The organism is uncultured Pseudomonas sp., assembly GCF_913777995.1.
GTDB lineage: Bacteria > Pseudomonadota > Gammaproteobacteria > Pseudomonadales > Pseudomonadaceae > Aquipseudomonas.
In genome coordinates this window covers 36342-53300 of sequence record NZ_CAJYVE010000016.1, presented here as the reverse complement: position 1 = coordinate 53300, position 16959 = coordinate 36342, and the positions used below count along the sequence as shown (strand labels likewise).

Here is a 16959-nt window from a genome sequence, read left to right as displayed (position 1 = left end):
TCTGGCGTCAGATCGATACAAACGGCTGAGATGCCAAGCGGCTCGCATGTCTGGCGAGCTTTAGAGTGGACTAGGGAAGTTGCTATTGCATGTGGCGTGAAATCAAAATTCTGCTGATCGATGACGATAGCTCGCGCCGCCGTGATCTGGCGGTCATTCTGAATTTTCTCGGCGAAGAGAACATTGCCTGTTCGAGCCAGGACTGGCAGCAGGTCGTCGGTTCTCTTGGTTCCACACGTGAAGTGCTGTGCGTGCTGATCGGCAATGTCAGCGCGGCGGGAAGCCTTCAGGGCCTGCTTAAGACCATCGCTGCCTGGGATGAGTTCCTTCCCGTTCTGCTTTTTGGTGAAAATTCCACGGTGGAATTGCCTGAGGACCTGCGTCGGCGGGTGCTGGCCACCCTGGAAATGCCGCCGAGCTACAGCAAGCTGCTCGATGCCCTGCACCGTGCTCAGGTCTACCGCGAGATGTACGACCAGGCGCGCGAGCGTGGCCGGCATCGAGAACCCAACCTGTTTCGCAGTCTGGTAGGCACCAGCCGGGCCATCCAGCATGTCCGCCAGATGATGCAGCAGGTCGCCGACACCGACGCCAGTGTGCTGATCCTGGGTGAGTCGGGCACTGGCAAGGAAGTCGTGGCGCGCAACCTGCACTACCACTCCAAGCGGCGTGACGCGCCCTTCGTGCCGGTCAACTGCGGCGCCATTCCGGCCGAGTTGCTTGAAAGCGAGCTGTTCGGTCACGAGAAGGGGGCGTTCACCGGCGCCATCACCAGCCGTGCCGGGCGTTTCGAGCTGGCCAACGGCGGTACCTTGTTCCTCGATGAAATCGGCGACATGCCGCTGCCCATGCAGGTCAAGCTGCTGCGCGTGCTGCAGGAGCGCACCTTCGAGCGCGTGGGCAGCAACAAGACCCAGAGCATCGACGTGCGGATCATCGCGGCGACGCACAAGAATCTCGAGGCGATGATCGAGACCGGCGCGTTCCGTGAAGACCTTTATTACCGCCTCAACGTATTCCCGATCGAGATGGCGCCGCTGCGCGAGCGCGTCGAAGACATCCCGTTGCTGATGAACGAGCTGATCTCGCGTATGGAGCACGAAAAGCGTGGCTCCATTCGTTTCAACTCGGCAGCGATCATGTCGCTGTGCAGGCACGGCTGGCCGGGCAACGTACGTGAGCTGGCCAATCTGGTCGAACGCATGGCGATCATGCATCCCTATGGGGTGATCGGCGTCTCGGAGCTGCCGAAGAAATTCCGCTACGTCGAGGATGAAGACGAGCAGATGGTCGACAGCCTGCGCAGCGACCTCGAAGAGCGTGTGGCGATCAACAGCTCCACGACGCCGGACTTTTCCGCCGGTGCGATGCTGCCGCCCGAAGGCCTCGATCTCAAGGACTACCTCGGTGGTCTCGAGCAGGGGTTGATCCAGCAGGCGCTCGACGATGCCAATGGCATCGTAGCGCGTGCGGCCGAGCGGCTGCGTATCCGACGCACCACGCTGGTCGAGAAAATGCGCAAGTACGGCATGAGCCGGCGTGAAGGTGACGAACAGGCGGATGATTGACGCCTGGCGTCGTCTGCGTTTTCCTCGATCTGCGTAGCCTGCTTGGTCGATCGGCCCGAAAGCGCCGTAGCGTCGGGCTGATGGCGGCCAGCACCTGACCTGTCATCTGCTTGTGCCGCGCGTGGGCACGGCGTTTGCAAAAGGCTCTCTCAACAGGCCGTTTAATGACGGTTAGCCATGTGAGAGAGAATCCGATGTCCCAGGCCCTGCCACTTTCCGCTCACCCTTGTGCTCAGCCGGCGCTTTCGCCGGAGCTGGAGAGTCGTCAAGGGCTGGAGCAGGCCTTCGCCCTGTTCAATCAGATGTCCACGCAGCTCACCGATTCCTACGGGTTGCTGGAAGCGAGGGTCAGCGAGCTGAAGGGTGAGCTGGCCGAGGCGGCCTTGCAGCGCATGCAGGAGCTCGCCGAGAAGGAGCGCTTGGCCAATCGCTTGCAGAATCTGCTCGACCTGCTTCCTGGCGGGGTGATCGTCATCGATGGTTCGGGGGTGGTCCGTGAGGCCAATCCCGCCGCCGTGGACCTGCTGGGGCAGCCCCTGGTCGGCGAACTCTGGCGCGTGGTGATTGCACGGTGCTTTGCGCCGCGCCGCGACGATGGCCATGAAATCTCCCTCAAGGACGGTCGTCGTCTGTCTATCGCCACTCGCTCGCTGGATGCCGAGCCAGGTCAGCTGGTGCTGCTCAATGACCTGACTGAAACCCGACACTTGCAGGATCAACTGGCGCGTCACGAGCGTCTATCCTCGCTGGGGCGCATGGTGGCCTCGCTGGCTCACCAGATCCGCACCCCGTTGTCTGCCGCCATGATTTACGCCAGTCATCTGAGTGAACAGGCGTTGACGGTGGAAACCCAGCAGCGTTTCGCGGCGCGGCTCAAGGATCGTTTGCATGAGCTGGAACATCAGGTTCGCGACATGCTGGTGTTCGCGCGCGGCGAGTTGCCGTTGACCGATCGGTTGTCTGGCCGGGCGCTGTTCGACGCCCTGGAGGCGGCGGCACGTACCCATGTGCGTGATGTGTCGGTGCGCTGGCAGTGTGACGCGCTGGACGGCGAGGTGCTATGTAACCGCGACACCCTGGTGGGGGCTCTGCTCAACCTGGTCGAGAACGCTATCCAGGCTGGTTCGGCCGCCGTACGTGTGAAGGTGCATGCCTATCGTCGCGGCGATGTCCTACGCCTGTGTGTCAGCGATAACGGTGTCGGAATGGACGCTGCGGCCCTGTCGCGCATCGGTGAGCCATTCTTCACCACCAAGGCCACTGGCACCGGGCTCGGGCTCGGAGTGGTCATGGCGGTTGCCCGGGCTCACCAGGGGCGGGTGCATTACCTGTCTCGACCTGGCCGAGGTACCTGCGCAATCATCAGCCTGCCCCTGGTGCCGGGCAGTGTTCAAGGAGAGCTGTGATGACAACCCGGATTTTGCTGGTCGAAGACGATCGCTCATTGCGCGAGGCGCTGGGTGATACGCTGGAGCTGGCCGGTCATGAATACCGTGCCGTGGGCAGCGCCGAAGAGGCCTCGCTGTTGGCCGGTCGTGAGCCCTTCGGCCTGGTGATCAGCGATGTGAACATGCCCGGCATGGATGGGCACCAGCTGCTCGGCCTGCTGCGCGAGCGCCACCCGCATTTGCCGGTGCTGCTGATGACCGCGCATGGCGCGGTCGAGCGCGCCGTGGACGCCATTCGCCAGGGTGCTGTGGATTATCTGGTCAAGCCCTTCGAGCCTGCTTCACTGCTGGCCCTTGTCGCGCGCCACGCCCAGGGCTCGCTGGCCAATGTAGAGGAGGACGGCCCGGTGGCGGTCGAACCGGCCAGCCGGCAATTGCTGGAGCTGGCCAGTCGCGTGGCGAAAAGCGATTCGACCGTGCTGATCTCGGGCGAGTCGGGTACCGGCAAGGAAGTGCTGGCGCGCTACATTCATCAGCATTCACCACGTGCCGACAAACCCTTCATTGCCATCAACTGTGCGGCGATCCCCGACAACATGCTCGAAGCGACGCTGTTCGGCCATGAGAAGGGCTCGTTTACCGGGGCTATCGCTGCGCAGGCCGGGAAGTTCGAGCTGGCCGACGGCGGCACCATCCTGCTCGACGAAATTTCCGAAATGCCCATGGGCTTGCAGGCCAAGTTGCTGCGCGTGCTGCAGGAGCGCGAGGTCGAGCGAGTAGGTGCTCGGCGGCCCATCAGCCTGGACATCCGTGTGCTGGCCACCACCAACCGCGATCTGGCAGGGGAGGTGGCTGCGGGGCGCTTCCGTGAAGACCTCTACTATCGCCTGTCGGTCTTTCCGCTGGCCTGGCAACCCCTGCGTCATAGAACCGCCGATATCCTGCCGCTGGCCGAGCGTTTGCTGAACAAACACGTCAAGAAAATGAAGCATGCTCCGGTGCAGCTTTCCGAACAGGCGCGCGCCTGCCTGGTGAGCTATGCCTGGCCGGGCAACGTGCGTGAGCTGGACAACGCCGTGCAACGGGCACTGATTCTCCAGCAGGGCGGGATCATCCAGGTACAGGATTTTTGCCTGGCCGGTCCGGTGAGCTTCACTGTCAAGCCGGCGGCTGTGGCGCCGGTGACTGAAGTACCTGCCACCACAGTGCCTGAAACTGCCGGGGCGCTGGGGGAAGATCTGCGGCGCCGTGAGTTCCAGCTGATCATCGATACCTTGCGCAGTGAGCGCGGGCGGCGCAAGGAAGCGGCTGATCGCCTAGGTATCAGCCCGCGTACGTTGCGTTACAAACTGGCGCAGATGCGCGATGCCGGAATGGACGTCGAGGCGTATCTCTACGCGACCTGAAGCCGATTGACCGTGTTTTTTTATTTTCATTTATGTGATCTGTGTCAAATGCCGATACAGTGAAATATCCGCGTGCGAGTATGCAGGCGCCGGGGGCTGAGGCTGTATTCGAGTTTGTCGCGAACTGCGGCAATGTGCCTAGATGGCCATTTGCCGGTATTTAGCTGGCACTCTTGTTGCTATGACTTAGGTATTCGCTGAACCGGTGTCAAAAATTTGCGGGCCTTACGAGAGATAACGTCCATGAGCCAAGGTGTTGAATTTAATCGCTTGATGTTGGATATGCGGGCCATGCAGATGGACGCCATGGCCGCTCCCAAGGCCAATGCGAACGTCCCCGAAGTCGCCGGCAGCAATTTCGCCGACCTGCTCGGCCAGGCGATCAACAAGGTCGCCGATACCCAGGCTGCTTCCAGCCAACTGGCCAACGCCTTCGAAATGGGCAAGAGCGGTGTCGACCTGACTGACGTGATGATTTCCTCGCAGAAGGCCAGTGTGTCCTTCCAGGCGCTGACCCAGGTCCGTAACAAGCTGGTTCAGGCCTATCAAGACATCATGCAGATGCCGGTTTAAGGGATGTACTGAGTCATGGCCGAAGCAGCAGCCGATTCCGTTCCAGCAAGGGCGGGCGCCTCCGAAAAGAAGCCGTTCATGGGCTTTGCCTTTCTGGAGAATCTTTCCGAGATGACCATGCTTCGTCAGGTCGGCCTTCTGGTCGGTCTGGCGGCGAGCGTGGCCATCGGTTTCGCCGTCGTGCTCTGGTCACAGCAGCCTGACTACCGTCCCCTGTATGGCAGCCTCGCCGGGCTGGACAGCAAGCAGGTGATGGACACTCTCACCGCAGCCAATATCCGTTATACCGTCGAGCCCAATTCCGGCGCCCTGCTGGTCAAGGCCGATGACTTGCAGCGCGCACGTATCCAGCTGGCCCAGGCCGGCGTGAGCCAGACCGACGCCAATATCGGCTTCGAGATCCTCGACAAGGACCAGGGCCTGGGCACCAGCCAGTTCATGGAAGCGACCCGTTACCGTCGTGGCCTGGAGGGCGAGCTGGCCCGCACCATTTCGGCTCTGAACAACGTCAAGGCCGCCCGTGTGCACCTGGCGATTCCGAAAAGCTCGGTGTTCGTGCGCGATGACCGCAAGCCGACCGCTTCGGTGCTGGTCGAGCTGTATCCCGGCCGTGCCCTTGAGGCCGGTCAGGTGGCTGCCATCGTCAATCTGGTGGCGACCAGTGTGCCGGAGTTGTCCAAGTCGCAGGTCACCGTGGTCGACCAGAAGGGCAACCTGCTGTCCGATCAGGCGGAGAACTCCGAACTGACCATGGCCGGCAAGCAGTTCGACTACACCCGCCGCATGGAAAGCATGCTGACCCAGCGCGTGCAGAACATCCTTCAGCCGGTGTTGGGTAACGACCGCTACAAGGCTGAAGTCTCGGCCATGGTCGACTTCAGTGCCGTGGAGTCCACCGCAGAAAGCTTCAATCCCGACCAGCCGGCGCTGCGCAGCGAGCAGTCGGTCAATGAACAGCGCTCCAGCAGTTCTGGCCCCCAGGGGGTTCCCGGTGCGCTGAGCAACCAGCCTCCCGGCCCGGCCACTGCGCCGCAGAACGCCACGGGCGGAGCTGCCGGTGCCGCTGCGGCCATTGCGCCCGGTCAGCCGCTGCTCGATGCCAACGGCCAGCAGATCATGGACCCGGCGACCGGCCAGCCAGCCTTGGCGCCGTACCCGACCGACAAGCGTTCGCAGTCGACCAAGAACTTCGAACTCGACCGTTCCATCAGCCACACCAAGCAGCAGCAAGGTCGCCTGACCCGCTTGTCGGTTGCGGTGGTGGTGGACGACATGGTCAAGACCAACCCGGCCAATGGTGAAGTGACCCGCACGCCATGGAGTGCCGCCGACCTGGCGCGTTTCACTCGCCTGGTCCAGGATGCCGTGGGCTTCGATGCCAGCCGTGGTGACAGCGTCAGCGTGATCAACGTGCCGTTCTCCAGCGAGCGTGGCGAAGTCATCCCCGACGTGCCGTTCTACACTCAACCGTGGTTCTGGGACATCCTCAAGCAGGCGGCGGGCGTCATCTTCATCCTCATCCTGGTGTTCGGTGTGCTGCGCCCCGTGCTCAACAACATCACCAACCCCAAGCGCAAGGAACTGGCCGGTTTCGGCGACGCCGAGCTGGGCGGCATGGGCGGTCTCGATGGCGAACTGTCCACCGACCGCGTGAGCCTGGGTGGTCCGCAAAGCATCCTGCTGCCGAGCCCTACCGAGGGTTACGACGCACAGCTGAACGCAATCAAAGGCTTGGTGGCCGAAGATCCGGGGCGTGTCGCCCAGGTCGTGAAAGAGTGGATTAACGCCGATGAATGATCGAGCCGGGGCTATCAAGCTGACCCAAGTCGAGAAGGCCGCCGTGCTGCTGCTGTCACTCGGCGAGACCGACGCTGCGCAGGTTCTGCGACACATGGGCCCGAAGGAAGTGCAGAAGGTCGGTGTGGCCATGGCGCAGATGCGCAACGTGCATCGCGAGCAGGTCGAAGAGGTGATGAGCGAGTTCGTCGACACCGTCGGCGACCAGACCAGCCTCGGCGTCGGCTCCGACGGCTACATTCGCAAGATGCTCACCCAGGCCCTGGGCGAAGACAAGGCCAATGGCCTGATCGACCGGATCCTGCTGGGCGGCAACACCAGCGGTCTGGACAGCCTCAAGTGGATGGAGCCGCGTGCGGTGGCCGACGTGATCCGCTACGAGCACCCGCAGATCCAGGCCATCGTCGTCGCCTATCTGGACGCCGACCAGGCCGGTGAAGTGCTGGGGCATTTCGATCACAAGGTGCGCCTGGACATCATCCTGCGCGTGTCTTCGCTGAACACCGTGCAGCCGGCGGCGCTCAAGGAACTCAACCAGATTCTCGAGAAGCAGTTCTCCGGCAACGCCAACACCTCGCGGACCACCCTGGGTGGCATCAAGCGGGCGGCGGACATCATGAACTTCCTCGACAGCTCCATCGAAGGCGCGCTGATGGATTCGATCCGCGAGGTCGACGAAGATCTGTCGACGCAGATCGAAGACCTCATGTTCGTCTTCAACAACCTGGCCGATGTCGACGATCGGGGTGTCCAGGCGCTGCTGCGCGAAGTGTCTTCCGACGTGCTGGTGCTGGCGCTCAAGGGGGCCGACGAGGCGGTCAAGGAAAAGATTTTCAAGAACATGTCCAAACGTGCTGCCGAGCTGCTGCGCGACGACCTGGAGGCCAAGGGGCCGGTGCGGGTCAGCGACGTCGAGGCGGCGCAGAAGGAAATCCTCACCATCGCACGGCGCATGGCCGAGGCCGGCGAAATCGTGCTGGGTGGCAAGGGCGGCGAGGAAATGATCTAACCCATGTCGAGCACTGGCAAAGAACAACCCAGTGGCCTGATTCGCGCCAAGGACGTCAAGGCACAGGTGGTCGACATCTGGTCGCTGCCCAGCTTCGACCCCGAGCTGCCCGAGCCCGAACCCGAGCCGCAAGCAGAGCCCGAACAGGCCGAGATCGAGGAAGTGCCGCTGGAAGAGGTCCAGCCGCTGACCCTTGAAGAGCTGGAAAGCATTCGTCAGGAGGCCTGGAACGAAGGCTTTGCTACCGGCGAGAAAGAAGGTTTTCACAGCACTCAGATCAAGGTGCGCCAGGAGGCCGAAGTGGCGCTGGCGGCCAAGCTCGACAGCCTCGAATTGCTGATGGAGCAGTTGTTCGAGCCGATCGCCGAGCAGGACACTCAGATCGAGAAAGCGCTGGTGCACCTGGTCGAGCACATCGCTCGCCAGGTGATTCAGCGCGAGCTGCTGGCCGACTCCCAGCAGATCGCCCATGTGCTGCGCGATGCTCTGAAGCTGCTGCCCATGGGCGCCAATCATTTGCGCATCTTCGTCAATCCGCAGGACTTCGCCCAGGCCAAGCTGCTGCGCGAGCGTCACGAAGAAAGCTGGAAGATTCTCGAAGACGACAGCCTGATGCCTGGCGGCTGCCGGATCGAGACCGAACACAGTCGTATCGACGCCAGTGTCGAGACCCGCATCACCCAAGCCATCGCGCGGCTGTATGACCAGATGCACGAGCAGGTTTCTCACCCTGCGCCAGCCGACCTGCATATCGAGATCCCGCAGGTCGAGACACCTCGGACCCAAGGCGAAGCGTCAGCGACCAAGGCGCAGGCGCCCGTGCAAGATCCAGAGGCGAGCGATGCGCCTTGACCGGCTCAGTTTCGCCAAGCGCCTGGGCGGCTATGCCAGCGCCATAGACCTGCCCACCCAACCCGTGGTCGAGGGCCGCCTGCTGCGCATGGTTGGCCTGACCCTGGAGGCGGAAGGGTTGCGCGCCGCCATGGGCAGCCGCTGCGTGGTCATCAACGATGACAGTCATCATCCGGTGCAGGTCGATGCCGAGGTCATGGGCTTCGCCGGTGGCAAGGTGTTCCTCATGCCGGTCGGCAGTGTTGCCGGCATCGCGCCGGGTGCGCGGGTCGTGCCGCTGGCCGACACCGGACGCCTGCCCATGGGCATGAGCATGCTGGGGCGCGTGCTGGATGGTGCGGGTCGCCCGTTGGATGGCCGCCCACCACTCAAGGCCGAAGACTGGGTGCCCATGGACGGTCCGACCATCAACCCGCTCAAGCGCGACCCGATCAGCCAGCCGCTGGATGTCGGCATTCGCTGCATCAACGGTTTGTTGACGGTGGGGCGCGGCCAGCGTCTGGGCCTGTTCGCCGGTACCGGGGTGGGCAAGAGTGTGCTGCTGGGCATGATGACCCGCTTCACCGAGGCCGACATCATCGTCGTCGGCCTGATTGGCGAGCGGGGTCGTGAGGTCAAGGAGTTCATCGAGCATATTCTCGGCGAGGAAGGCCTCAAGCGTTCGGTGGTGGTGGCCTCGCCGGCTGATGATGCACCCCTGATGCGTCTGCGTGCAGCGATGTACTGCACGCGCATTGCCGAATACTTCCGTGATCGTGGCAAGAACGTCCTGTTGTTGATGGATTCGCTGACCCGTTTCGCCCAGGCCCAGCGGGAAATCGCCTTGGCCATCGGTGAGCCGCCAGCGACCAAGGGCTATCCGCCGTCGGTGTTCGCACGTCTGCCCAAGCTGGTCGAACGGGCCGGTAACGCCGAGGCTGGTGGCGGCTCCATCACCGCGTTCTATACCGTGCTTTCCGAAGGCGATGACCAGCAGGACCCGATTGCCGACTCGGCGCGCGGCGTGCTCGACGGGCATATCGTGCTGTCGCGGCGCCTGGCCGAGGAGGGGCATTACCCGGCCATCGACATCGAAGCGTCCATCAGCCGGGTGATGCCGGCGGTGGTCAGCGCGGACCACATGACCCGTGCGCAATACTTCAAGCAGTTGTGGTCACGCTATCAGCAGAGCCGCGACCTGATCAGCGTGGGCGCCTATGTGGCCGGCGGCGATCGCGAGACCGACCTGGCCATCCAGCTGCAGCCGGCACTGGTGCGTTTCCAACGCCAGGGGCTGCGTGAAAGCGTGAGCATGCAGGACAGCGAGCAAGCGCTGGCTGCCGTCTTCGGGCCCGCCCCCGGCGGTTGATGAGGTATGGCGCAGAGTCGTGCGGCGCGTCTGGCGCCGGTGGTGGAAATGGCCGAATCTGCCGAACGCAGTGCCGCGCAGCGCCTTGGGCATGCGCAGGGGCAGGTCAATCTGGCGCACAACAAGCTCGAAGAGCTGGAACAGTTCCGTCTCAATTACCAGCAGCAATGGATCGACAAGGGCGGGCACGGCGTGTCGGGACAGTGGCTGATGAACTATCAGCGCTTTCTCAACCAACTGGAAACCGCCATCGGCCAGCAGCGCAAGAGCCTGGCCTGGCACCAGGCCAACCTGGATCGCGCCAGGGGCGTCTGGCAACAGGCTTACGCCCGTGTCGAAGGTCTGCGCAAGCTGGTGCAGCGCTACATTGATGAAGCCCGTGCCCTGGAAGACAAGCGTGAGCAGAAACTGCTGGACGAATTGTCCCAGCGCCTGCCGCGCCATGACCTGTAGGAACGGCTTTAGCGGCAATACTGTTCAGTTAGTCGATATGGGGCCCGGTGGGAGCGGCTTTAGCCGCGAAAGCGCCAGGAAAATCACTGCATCTGCTGTGAGCTGGCGGTCGCTTCGCGGCTGAAGCCGCTCCTGCCCGGCCTAACTGATCAGTATTGGCTTTAGCGGTAATACTGGTCAGTTCAGACCGTGGGAGCGAGCTTGCTCGCGATGGCTGCGTCACGTTCACAGCAGATTCATGGAATTTGCTGACCTGTTCGCGAGCAAGCTCCAACAAAAGCGGAAGAACTCTTAACTGACCAGTATTGCGACCAAGGCCGCTCGGTTTGCTGGTGACCCGTTCCGGCATTCATGAGCCGTTCCGGCCCGGGTTTTCATCTTCGATGCGGCAGACTTCGTCTAGGCTGTGTCTTATCAAGGCAAGGTTACAGGAGGTCGTATGGCGGTTACTTCCGAGCGCTCTGCGGATGGTCGGCAAGTCACGCTGTTTGTCGACGGGCGCTTCGACTTTTCATCGCACCAGGACTTTCGCACGGCCTACCAGGCCTATCCGGGTGATCTGGAATATGCGGTCGACCTGCGCGGCACCCAGTACCTGGACAGCTCTGCGCTGGGCATGCTGCTGTTGCTGCGTGACCACGCCGGGGGCGACAAGGCGCAGGTCCGCCTGATCAACTGCACCCCGGACGTGGTCAAGATCCTGACGATCTCGAACTTCTTCAAACTGTTCCAGATGGGCTGAGTCTTGCAGTCCGAGGCGCAGAGCCTGCGCATTCTGATTGCCGATGACAGCCCCAGCGATCGGCTGTTGCTGGCGACTCTGGTGAGTCGCCAGGGCCACCAGCCCTTGGTGACCTGCAACGGCGAGCAGGCATTGGCGTTGTATGCCAGCGAGCGACCGGATCTGGTATTGATGGACGCCATGATGCCGGTCATCGATGGCTTCGAGGCGGCGCGGCGCATCAAGCAGATGGCAGGTGACTCGCTGGTGCCGGTGATCTTCCTGACTTCCCTGGCTGACGGTGAGGCCGTGGCGCGTTGCCTGGACGCCGGTGGTGACGATTTTCTCGCCAAGCCTTTCAATCCGCGGGTGCTGGCGGCAAAGATCAATGCCATGAATCGCCTGCGCCAGTTGCAGGACACGGTATTGCGCCAGCGGGACCAACTGGCCGCGCACCGTGAGCATCTGCTCAACGAGCAGAGGGTCGCCAAGGCGGTGTTCGACCAGGTGGCCCATTCCGGGTGTCTGGATGCGCCGAATATTCGCTATTTGCAATCTCCCTATGCATTGTTCAACGGTGACCTGATGCTGGCGGCCTACACGCCGGCCGGGCACATGCATGTATTGCTGGGCGACTTCACGGGTCACGGATTGCCGGCTGCGGTGGGTGCCATGCCGCTGGCCGACGTGTTCTATGGCATGACCGCCAAGGGCTACGGGTTGGCCGAGATGCTTCGCGAGATGAACGCCAAGCTCAAGCGCATCCTGCCTGTGGACATGTTCTGTTGTGCCACTCTCGCGGCGTTCGACTTCAATCAGCAGCAGGTCGAACTGTGGAATGGCGGCTTGCCGGATGGTTACCTGCTCAGCGCCCGTCATGGGTCGATCACACCGTTGCCGTCACGGCACCTGCCGCTGGGGGTGTTGTCGGCCAGGGCTTTCGATGCCAGTACGCAGGTCTATCCCCTGGGGCAGGGTGATCGGGTGTTCCTGTGCTCCGATGGCGTGATCGACACCCGCGACGCTGAAGAGCGGATTTTCGGTTCCCAGCGACTGTGTGAGGTGCTGGCGGCCAATCGCGAGCCGACCATGCTCATCCAGGAGATTCTCCAGGCGCTCAATGATTTCGGAGGGCGTGCCCGTGATGACGTCAGCATGCTGGAGGTCAGCACCGGCCAGCGTATGCCGGTCGACACGCGGGCTGCCTGGCACACCGAGAGCGTGGTGGTCGAGCCGATGGACTGGTCGGTGTCCTTCGAGTTTCGCCCGCCTACCCTCAAGGCGTTCAACCCGCTGCCGGGCATCCTGCAACTGCTGCTGGAGATGCATGAGCTGCGCGAGCAGGGCGGGGCGCTCTACAGTGTGCTGACCGAGCTTTACAGCAATGCCCTGGATCACGGCGTGCTGGGGCTGGACTCGACGCTCAAGCGTGATGCCAGCGGTTTCGCACTCTATTACGAAGAGCGCGCCAGACGCCTGGCGGCGTTGCAGTCCGGGTTCGTGCGTCTGGAGTTGCAGGTGCGCTCATCCTCTCAGGGTGGCAGCCTTGGCATCTGTGTGCGTGACAGCGGCCAGGGCTTCGATGTGCAGGATGTGCTTGAGCGTACGCCGGGCGAAAGCGAATTGTGTGGGCGCGGCCTGCGCCTGATTCGCTCCCTGTGTCGCGAGGCGCACTGGTCGGACGACGGGCGTGCAGCTCACGTGGAGTTTTCCTGGGGGGAAGTGGCATACTCGCCAACGGTTTCTTGATCAAGGAGTGAGCAAGTGGCAGCCGGACATGTGGATCACAATGTATTGAACACCTTGCATGAGGTCATGGAAGACGAATACCTGACGCTGATCGATGTCTTTCTCAAGGATTCCGACCTGCGCATGGCGTTGTTTCGCCAGGCTTCGCGAACCATGACGTTCGATCGACCCTCGTTGAACATGGGCGAGTTGGGGCTGGCTGCGCACAGCTTCAAGGGCAGCAGCAGCAACATGGGCGCTGTAATGCTGTCAGAACTCTGTCTGCGCCTCGAAGAGCAGGCTCGCCGCGAGCAGCCTGAGGGGCTTGAGCAGTTGATCGCGCTGATCGACGAGGAGTACCAGAGCATCCGCCAGCTCTTCGAGGCCGAGCGGCAAACGCTGATGGCGCAGACCTGAAAGATAACTCTTCGGAAAACCTGGCCTGCATCTTGCTTTGCTGAACTCATCGTTTTGCCTAGTGCGGAGATCAAGATGCCCCTCGCTCCAGAAATCCTATTGCAGGCCAATGCTTCGGCGACGTCCAGAGCGTCGTCTGCGGCCAATGCTTTCAAGCCTGCCGATACCCTCGGAGGCGAGGCGTCGAGCTTTTCCAGCGTCTATTCCCGGCAATCTCAGGACGCTCCGGCTGCCAGTCGTGACGTGTCGGCGCGCTCAGGTTCGGACAAGCCAGCCGTCGCCAAGGACAAGCCGGTTGCCGGCAAGGACAAGCCGACTCAGGCCAATTCACAGGCGGGTGACCAGAACAAGGTTGCCGATAGCGGCAATTCGTTGCCAGTCCAAGCCACGACCAAGTCCGATAAGGCCGACGGTGAGGATGCCGATGAGCAGGTGACGCAGACTACCGATCCGGCAGTGGATCCGACTCTGGCGTTGCAGTTGCCGGTGGCCGGCGATCCAGCCCTCGACCCTGCGCAGCAGCAGGCAGTGGCCGCGGTGCAGGTCCCTGTGCCTGCGCAGCCGGAGGTTGCTGACCAGGCTGCGGATCCCGCACAGGCCGCCGCCGCGCTGGTGGTGGCAGCGCCCCAGAGCGAAGACGGTTTCGACCCGCAGGCCGACCCGCTCGATGGCCTGCATGCCTTGCAGTTCGCCCTGGAAAACGCCACCGGCAAGCATCGCACTCCCACGCAGGAGGCCACTGCCGGCCAGGAGCGCAACGCCCAGCCGCAGAATGCGGACGGTGATGCCAGTCAGGCGCAGAACGTTGTCAATAATCTGGCGAGCCTGGCTGACAAAGGAACCTCTGACCAGGGCAGCACTGAAAGTGGCGAAAAAGCCTTTGGTGGTCTGATCACCGATGGTCTGAAAGACACCAAAAATGCCGCCAGCGACACCCGCGTCGACAACTTCGCCGAGCGCCTGGCAGCGCTAAGTCAGGCAGCCCAACCGGCGAAGGTCGCCAATCCGGCCGCTGCCTCGCCCTTGGCCCAGCCCTTGGCCATGCACCGCAGCGGCTGGAGCGAAGGTATCGTCGACCGAGTCATGTATCTGTCCAGTCAGAACCTCAAGTCGGCGGAGATCAAGCTTGAGCCGGCCGAGCTGGGGCGTCTGGACATCCGCGTCAATATGGCGCCGGACCAGCAGACCCAGGTCACCTTCATGAGCGCCCATGTGGGGGTGCGTGATGCGCTGGAAAGCCAGGTGTCGCGCCTGCGTGAATCGTTCAGCCAGCAGGGCCTCGGTCAGGTGGACGTCAACGTTTCCGACCAGTCTCAGCAGCAGGCACAGCAACAGGCCCAGGAGCAGGCCAGTCGTACTCAGCGAGGCGGCGGGCGTGGTGGTGTCGGTGGTGCGGAGACGGTGGAGGACTTAGCGCCGGAAGCAGCCGTCGCGGCCAGTCAGCCGGCGCAGCGGGTCATCGGTAGCAGCGAAATCGATTATTACGCCTGATTGACGCCTGCCGTTCGGCGGTGCATGGCCGCCGCCGAACGCTCGCATGCATGCCGCAAGCCTGTGTTTCCGGCCTTTCCAGCTCTCGCATGGGCCTGTCTGGCGGGCTTGATTGCAACTCTGGCATAACACTTGCTCAAACTCCGTTACGTATCAGCGAACCCCTTGAATACTGACGGATTATTGGCATGGCGCAGAGTGAAGCAGTCAAAGAGCCTGGCTCGAAAGGTAAACTCAAGCTCATCATCATCGTGGTCGTGGCCCTGTTGCTGGCTGTCGGCCTTTCGGTCGGTGCGACCTGGTTCTTCATGCACAAGCCTGAAGTCAAGGCCGAGCCGGCAGCCGCCACCAACGTTCGCCAGCCTGCGCTGTTCGAGCCCCTGACCCCGGCTTTCGTCATCAACTTCAACGCCAACGGCCGGCAGCGCTACATGCAGGTGAACATCACCATGCTGGCGCGTAATGCTGCCGATCTTGAAGCCCTGAAAGTGCACATGCCCACCATTCGCAACAACCTGGTGATGCTGTTCTCCAGCATTCCGTTCGAATCGCTGTCGTCGCCGATCGGCCAGGAACTCCTGCGCCAGAAGGCCACCGCCAGCATTCAGGAAGTCGCTCAGAAAGAAGTGGGCAAGACTGTCGTCGAGCAGCTGCTCTTCACCAACTTCGTATTGCAGTAGGATTCCGCGACATGGCCGTGCAAGACCTGCTCTCCCAGGATGAGATCGACGCGCTGCTGCATGGCGTGGACGATGGAATGGTCCAGACCGAAAGCGCTGTCGAGCCTGGCAGCGTCAAGAGCTACGACCTGACGAGTCAGGACCGCATCGTCCGCGGACGCATGCCGACCCTGGAAATGATCAACGAGCGTTTTGCCCGTTACACCCGCATCAGCATGTTCAACCTGCTGCGCCGTTCCGCCGATGTCGCGGTGGGCGGGGTGCAGGTGATGAAGTTCGGTGAATACGTGCATTCGCTGTATGTGCCGACCAGCCTCAACCTGGCCAAGATCAAGCCGTTGCGTGGCACGGCGCTGTTCATTCTTGACGCCAAGCTGGTGTTCAAGCTGGTGGACAATTTCTTTGGCGGCGATGGCCGTCACGCGAAGATCGAAGGTCGTGAGTTCACGCCTACCGAGCTGCGTGTGGTGCGCATCGTGCTGGACCAGGCGTTCATCGACCTGAAGGAAGCCTGGCAGGCGATCATGGAAGTCAACTTCGAGTACATCAACTCGGAGGTCAACCCGGCCATGGCCAACATCGTCGGCCCCAGCGAGGCTGTGGTGATTTCCACCTTCCATATCGAACTCGACGGCGGTGGCGGCGACCTGCACGTCACCATGCCTTACTCGATGATCGAGCCGATCCGCGAAATGCTCGACGCCGGCTTCCAGTCCGACCTCGACGACCAGGACGAGCGCTGGGTCAAGGCGCTCAAGGAAGACGTGCTGGATGTCTCGGTGCCGCTGACCACCACCGTGGCCCAGCGTCAGCTGGCGCTGCGCGAGATTCTGCACATGCAGCCGGGCGACGTGATTCCGGTGGATCTACCTGAATCGCTGGTCATGCGCGCCAATGGCGTGCCGTCGTTCAAGGTCAAGCTGGGCTCGCACAAGGGCAACCTGGCCCTGCAGATCATCGAACCCATAGAGCGGCGTTGACCGAAGGTCGCGCCGTAATCCATATCGCGTATTTGAATCACTGCCCGCAGAGGACAACCGATGGCTGATGAAAACGAAATGACGTCTGCTGATGACCAGGCGTTGGCCGATGAATGGGCGGCTGCGCTGAACGAGGCCGGCGAAGGAGGGCAGGCGGACATCGACGCACTGCTGGCGGCCGACGAGGCCAGCAAGCCGCAATCGACCCGCATGCCGATGGAAGAGTTCGGCAGCACGCCGAAGGCTGCCGGGCCCGTATCGCTGGAAGGCCCGAACCTGGATGTGATCCTGGATATTCCGGTATCCATCTCCATGGAAGTGGGCAGCACCGATATCAGCATCCGCAACCTGCTGCAGCTCAACCAGGGCTCGGTGATCGAGCTGGATCGCCTGGCCGGCGAGCCGCTGGACGTGCTGGTCAACGGTACGCTGATCGCCCATGGTGAAGTGGTCGTGGTCAACGAGAAGTTCGGCATCCGCCTGACCGACGTGATCAGCCCCAGCGAACGTATCAAGAAGCTGCGTTAAGTGAAGCGTCTGTCGAGTGC

The 16959-nt window shown here is 62.4% G+C and carries 16 protein-coding genes; all 16 read left to right on the top strand.

What is annotated here, in order from left to right; translation table 11 throughout:
• Positions 1-89: 89 nt before the first annotated feature.
• The 16 genes from fleQ to fliN all read left to right on the top strand — a co-directional run bounded on the left by fleQ (position 90) and on the right by fliN (position 16939).
• Complete coding sequence (fleQ, locus tag QZ497_RS07005) at positions 90-1568, top strand: transcriptional regulator FleQ (protein ID WP_295472553.1); 1479 nt, start codon at positions 90-92, stop codon at positions 1566-1568.
• Positions 1569-1762: 194 nt separating this feature from the next.
• Positions 1763-2974, top strand: a complete 1212-nt coding sequence (locus QZ497_RS07000; RefSeq protein WP_295472551.1) for an ATP-binding protein — start codon at positions 1763-1765, stop codon at positions 2972-2974.
• Positions 2974-4362: a sigma-54 dependent transcriptional regulator gene (locus tag QZ497_RS06995; RefSeq protein WP_295472549.1), complete on the top strand. Its 1389-nt coding sequence runs from the start codon at positions 2974-2976 to the stop codon at positions 4360-4362. Before QZ497_RS07000 ends, QZ497_RS06995 begins: the two co-directional genes overlap by 1 nt.
• A 243-nt stretch (positions 4363-4605) precedes the next feature.
• Positions 4606-4935, top strand: coding sequence for a flagellar hook-basal body complex protein FliE (gene fliE, locus QZ497_RS06990; protein WP_295472547.1), 330 nt, complete (start codon positions 4606-4608; stop codon positions 4933-4935).
• Between the two features lie 15 nt (positions 4936-4950).
• A complete protein-coding gene (gene fliF / locus QZ497_RS06985) occupies positions 4951-6732 on the top strand; it encodes a flagellar basal-body MS-ring/collar protein FliF (RefSeq protein ID WP_295472545.1) in 1782 nt (593 codons plus the stop codon).
• Positions 6725-7741: a flagellar motor switch protein FliG gene (gene fliG / locus QZ497_RS06980; protein ID WP_295472543.1), complete on the top strand. Its 1017-nt coding sequence runs from the start codon at positions 6725-6727 to the stop codon at positions 7739-7741. Before fliF ends, fliG begins: the two co-directional genes overlap by 8 nt.
• Positions 7742-7744: 3 nt before the next feature.
• Positions 7745-8593, top strand: a complete 849-nt coding sequence (gene fliH, locus QZ497_RS06975; protein ID WP_295472542.1) for a flagellar assembly protein FliH — start codon at positions 7745-7747, stop codon at positions 8591-8593.
• A complete protein-coding gene (gene fliI, locus QZ497_RS06970) occupies positions 8583-9941 on the top strand; it encodes a flagellar protein export ATPase FliI (protein WP_295472540.1) in 1359 nt (452 codons plus the stop codon). The genes fliH and fliI overlap by 11 nt, the downstream gene beginning before the upstream one ends.
• Before the next feature lie 6 nt (positions 9942-9947).
• A complete protein-coding gene (gene fliJ, locus QZ497_RS06965) occupies positions 9948-10394 on the top strand; it encodes a flagellar export protein FliJ (protein ID WP_295472538.1) in 447 nt (148 codons plus the stop codon).
• 439 nt (positions 10395-10833) lie between these two features.
• Positions 10834-11136 carry an STAS domain-containing protein gene (locus QZ497_RS06960; RefSeq protein WP_295472536.1) on the top strand — a complete coding sequence of 101 codons (303 nt, stop codon included), beginning with the start codon at positions 10834-10836 and terminating at the stop codon, positions 11134-11136.
• 3 nt (positions 11137-11139) lie between these two features.
• A complete protein-coding gene (locus QZ497_RS06955; RefSeq protein WP_295472535.1) occupies positions 11140-12864 on the top strand; it encodes a fused response regulator/phosphatase in 1725 nt (574 codons plus the stop codon).
• A gap of 66 nt (positions 12865-12930) precedes the next feature.
• Complete coding sequence (locus QZ497_RS06950) at positions 12931-13260, top strand: Hpt domain-containing protein (protein ID WP_295472682.1); 330 nt, start codon at positions 12931-12933, stop codon at positions 13258-13260.
• Between the two features lie 75 nt (positions 13261-13335).
• Entirely contained in the window at positions 13336-14751 is a 1416-nt protein-coding gene (locus tag QZ497_RS06945) for a flagellar hook-length control protein FliK (protein WP_295472533.1), read from the top strand.
• Positions 14752-14939: 188 nt separating this feature from the next.
• Positions 14940-15431 carry a flagellar basal body-associated protein FliL gene (gene fliL / locus QZ497_RS06940; protein WP_295472531.1) on the top strand — a complete coding sequence of 164 codons (492 nt, stop codon included), beginning with the start codon at positions 14940-14942 and terminating at the stop codon, positions 15429-15431.
• 11 nt (positions 15432-15442) lie between these two features.
• Positions 15443-16411: a flagellar motor switch protein FliM gene (fliM, locus tag QZ497_RS06935; RefSeq protein ID WP_295472530.1), complete on the top strand. Its 969-nt coding sequence runs from the start codon at positions 15443-15445 to the stop codon at positions 16409-16411.
• 60 nt (positions 16412-16471) lie between these two features.
• Positions 16472-16939: a flagellar motor switch protein FliN gene (gene fliN / locus QZ497_RS06930; RefSeq protein WP_295472529.1), complete on the top strand. Its 468-nt coding sequence runs from the start codon at positions 16472-16474 to the stop codon at positions 16937-16939.
• Positions 16940-16959: the final 20 nt, after the last annotated feature.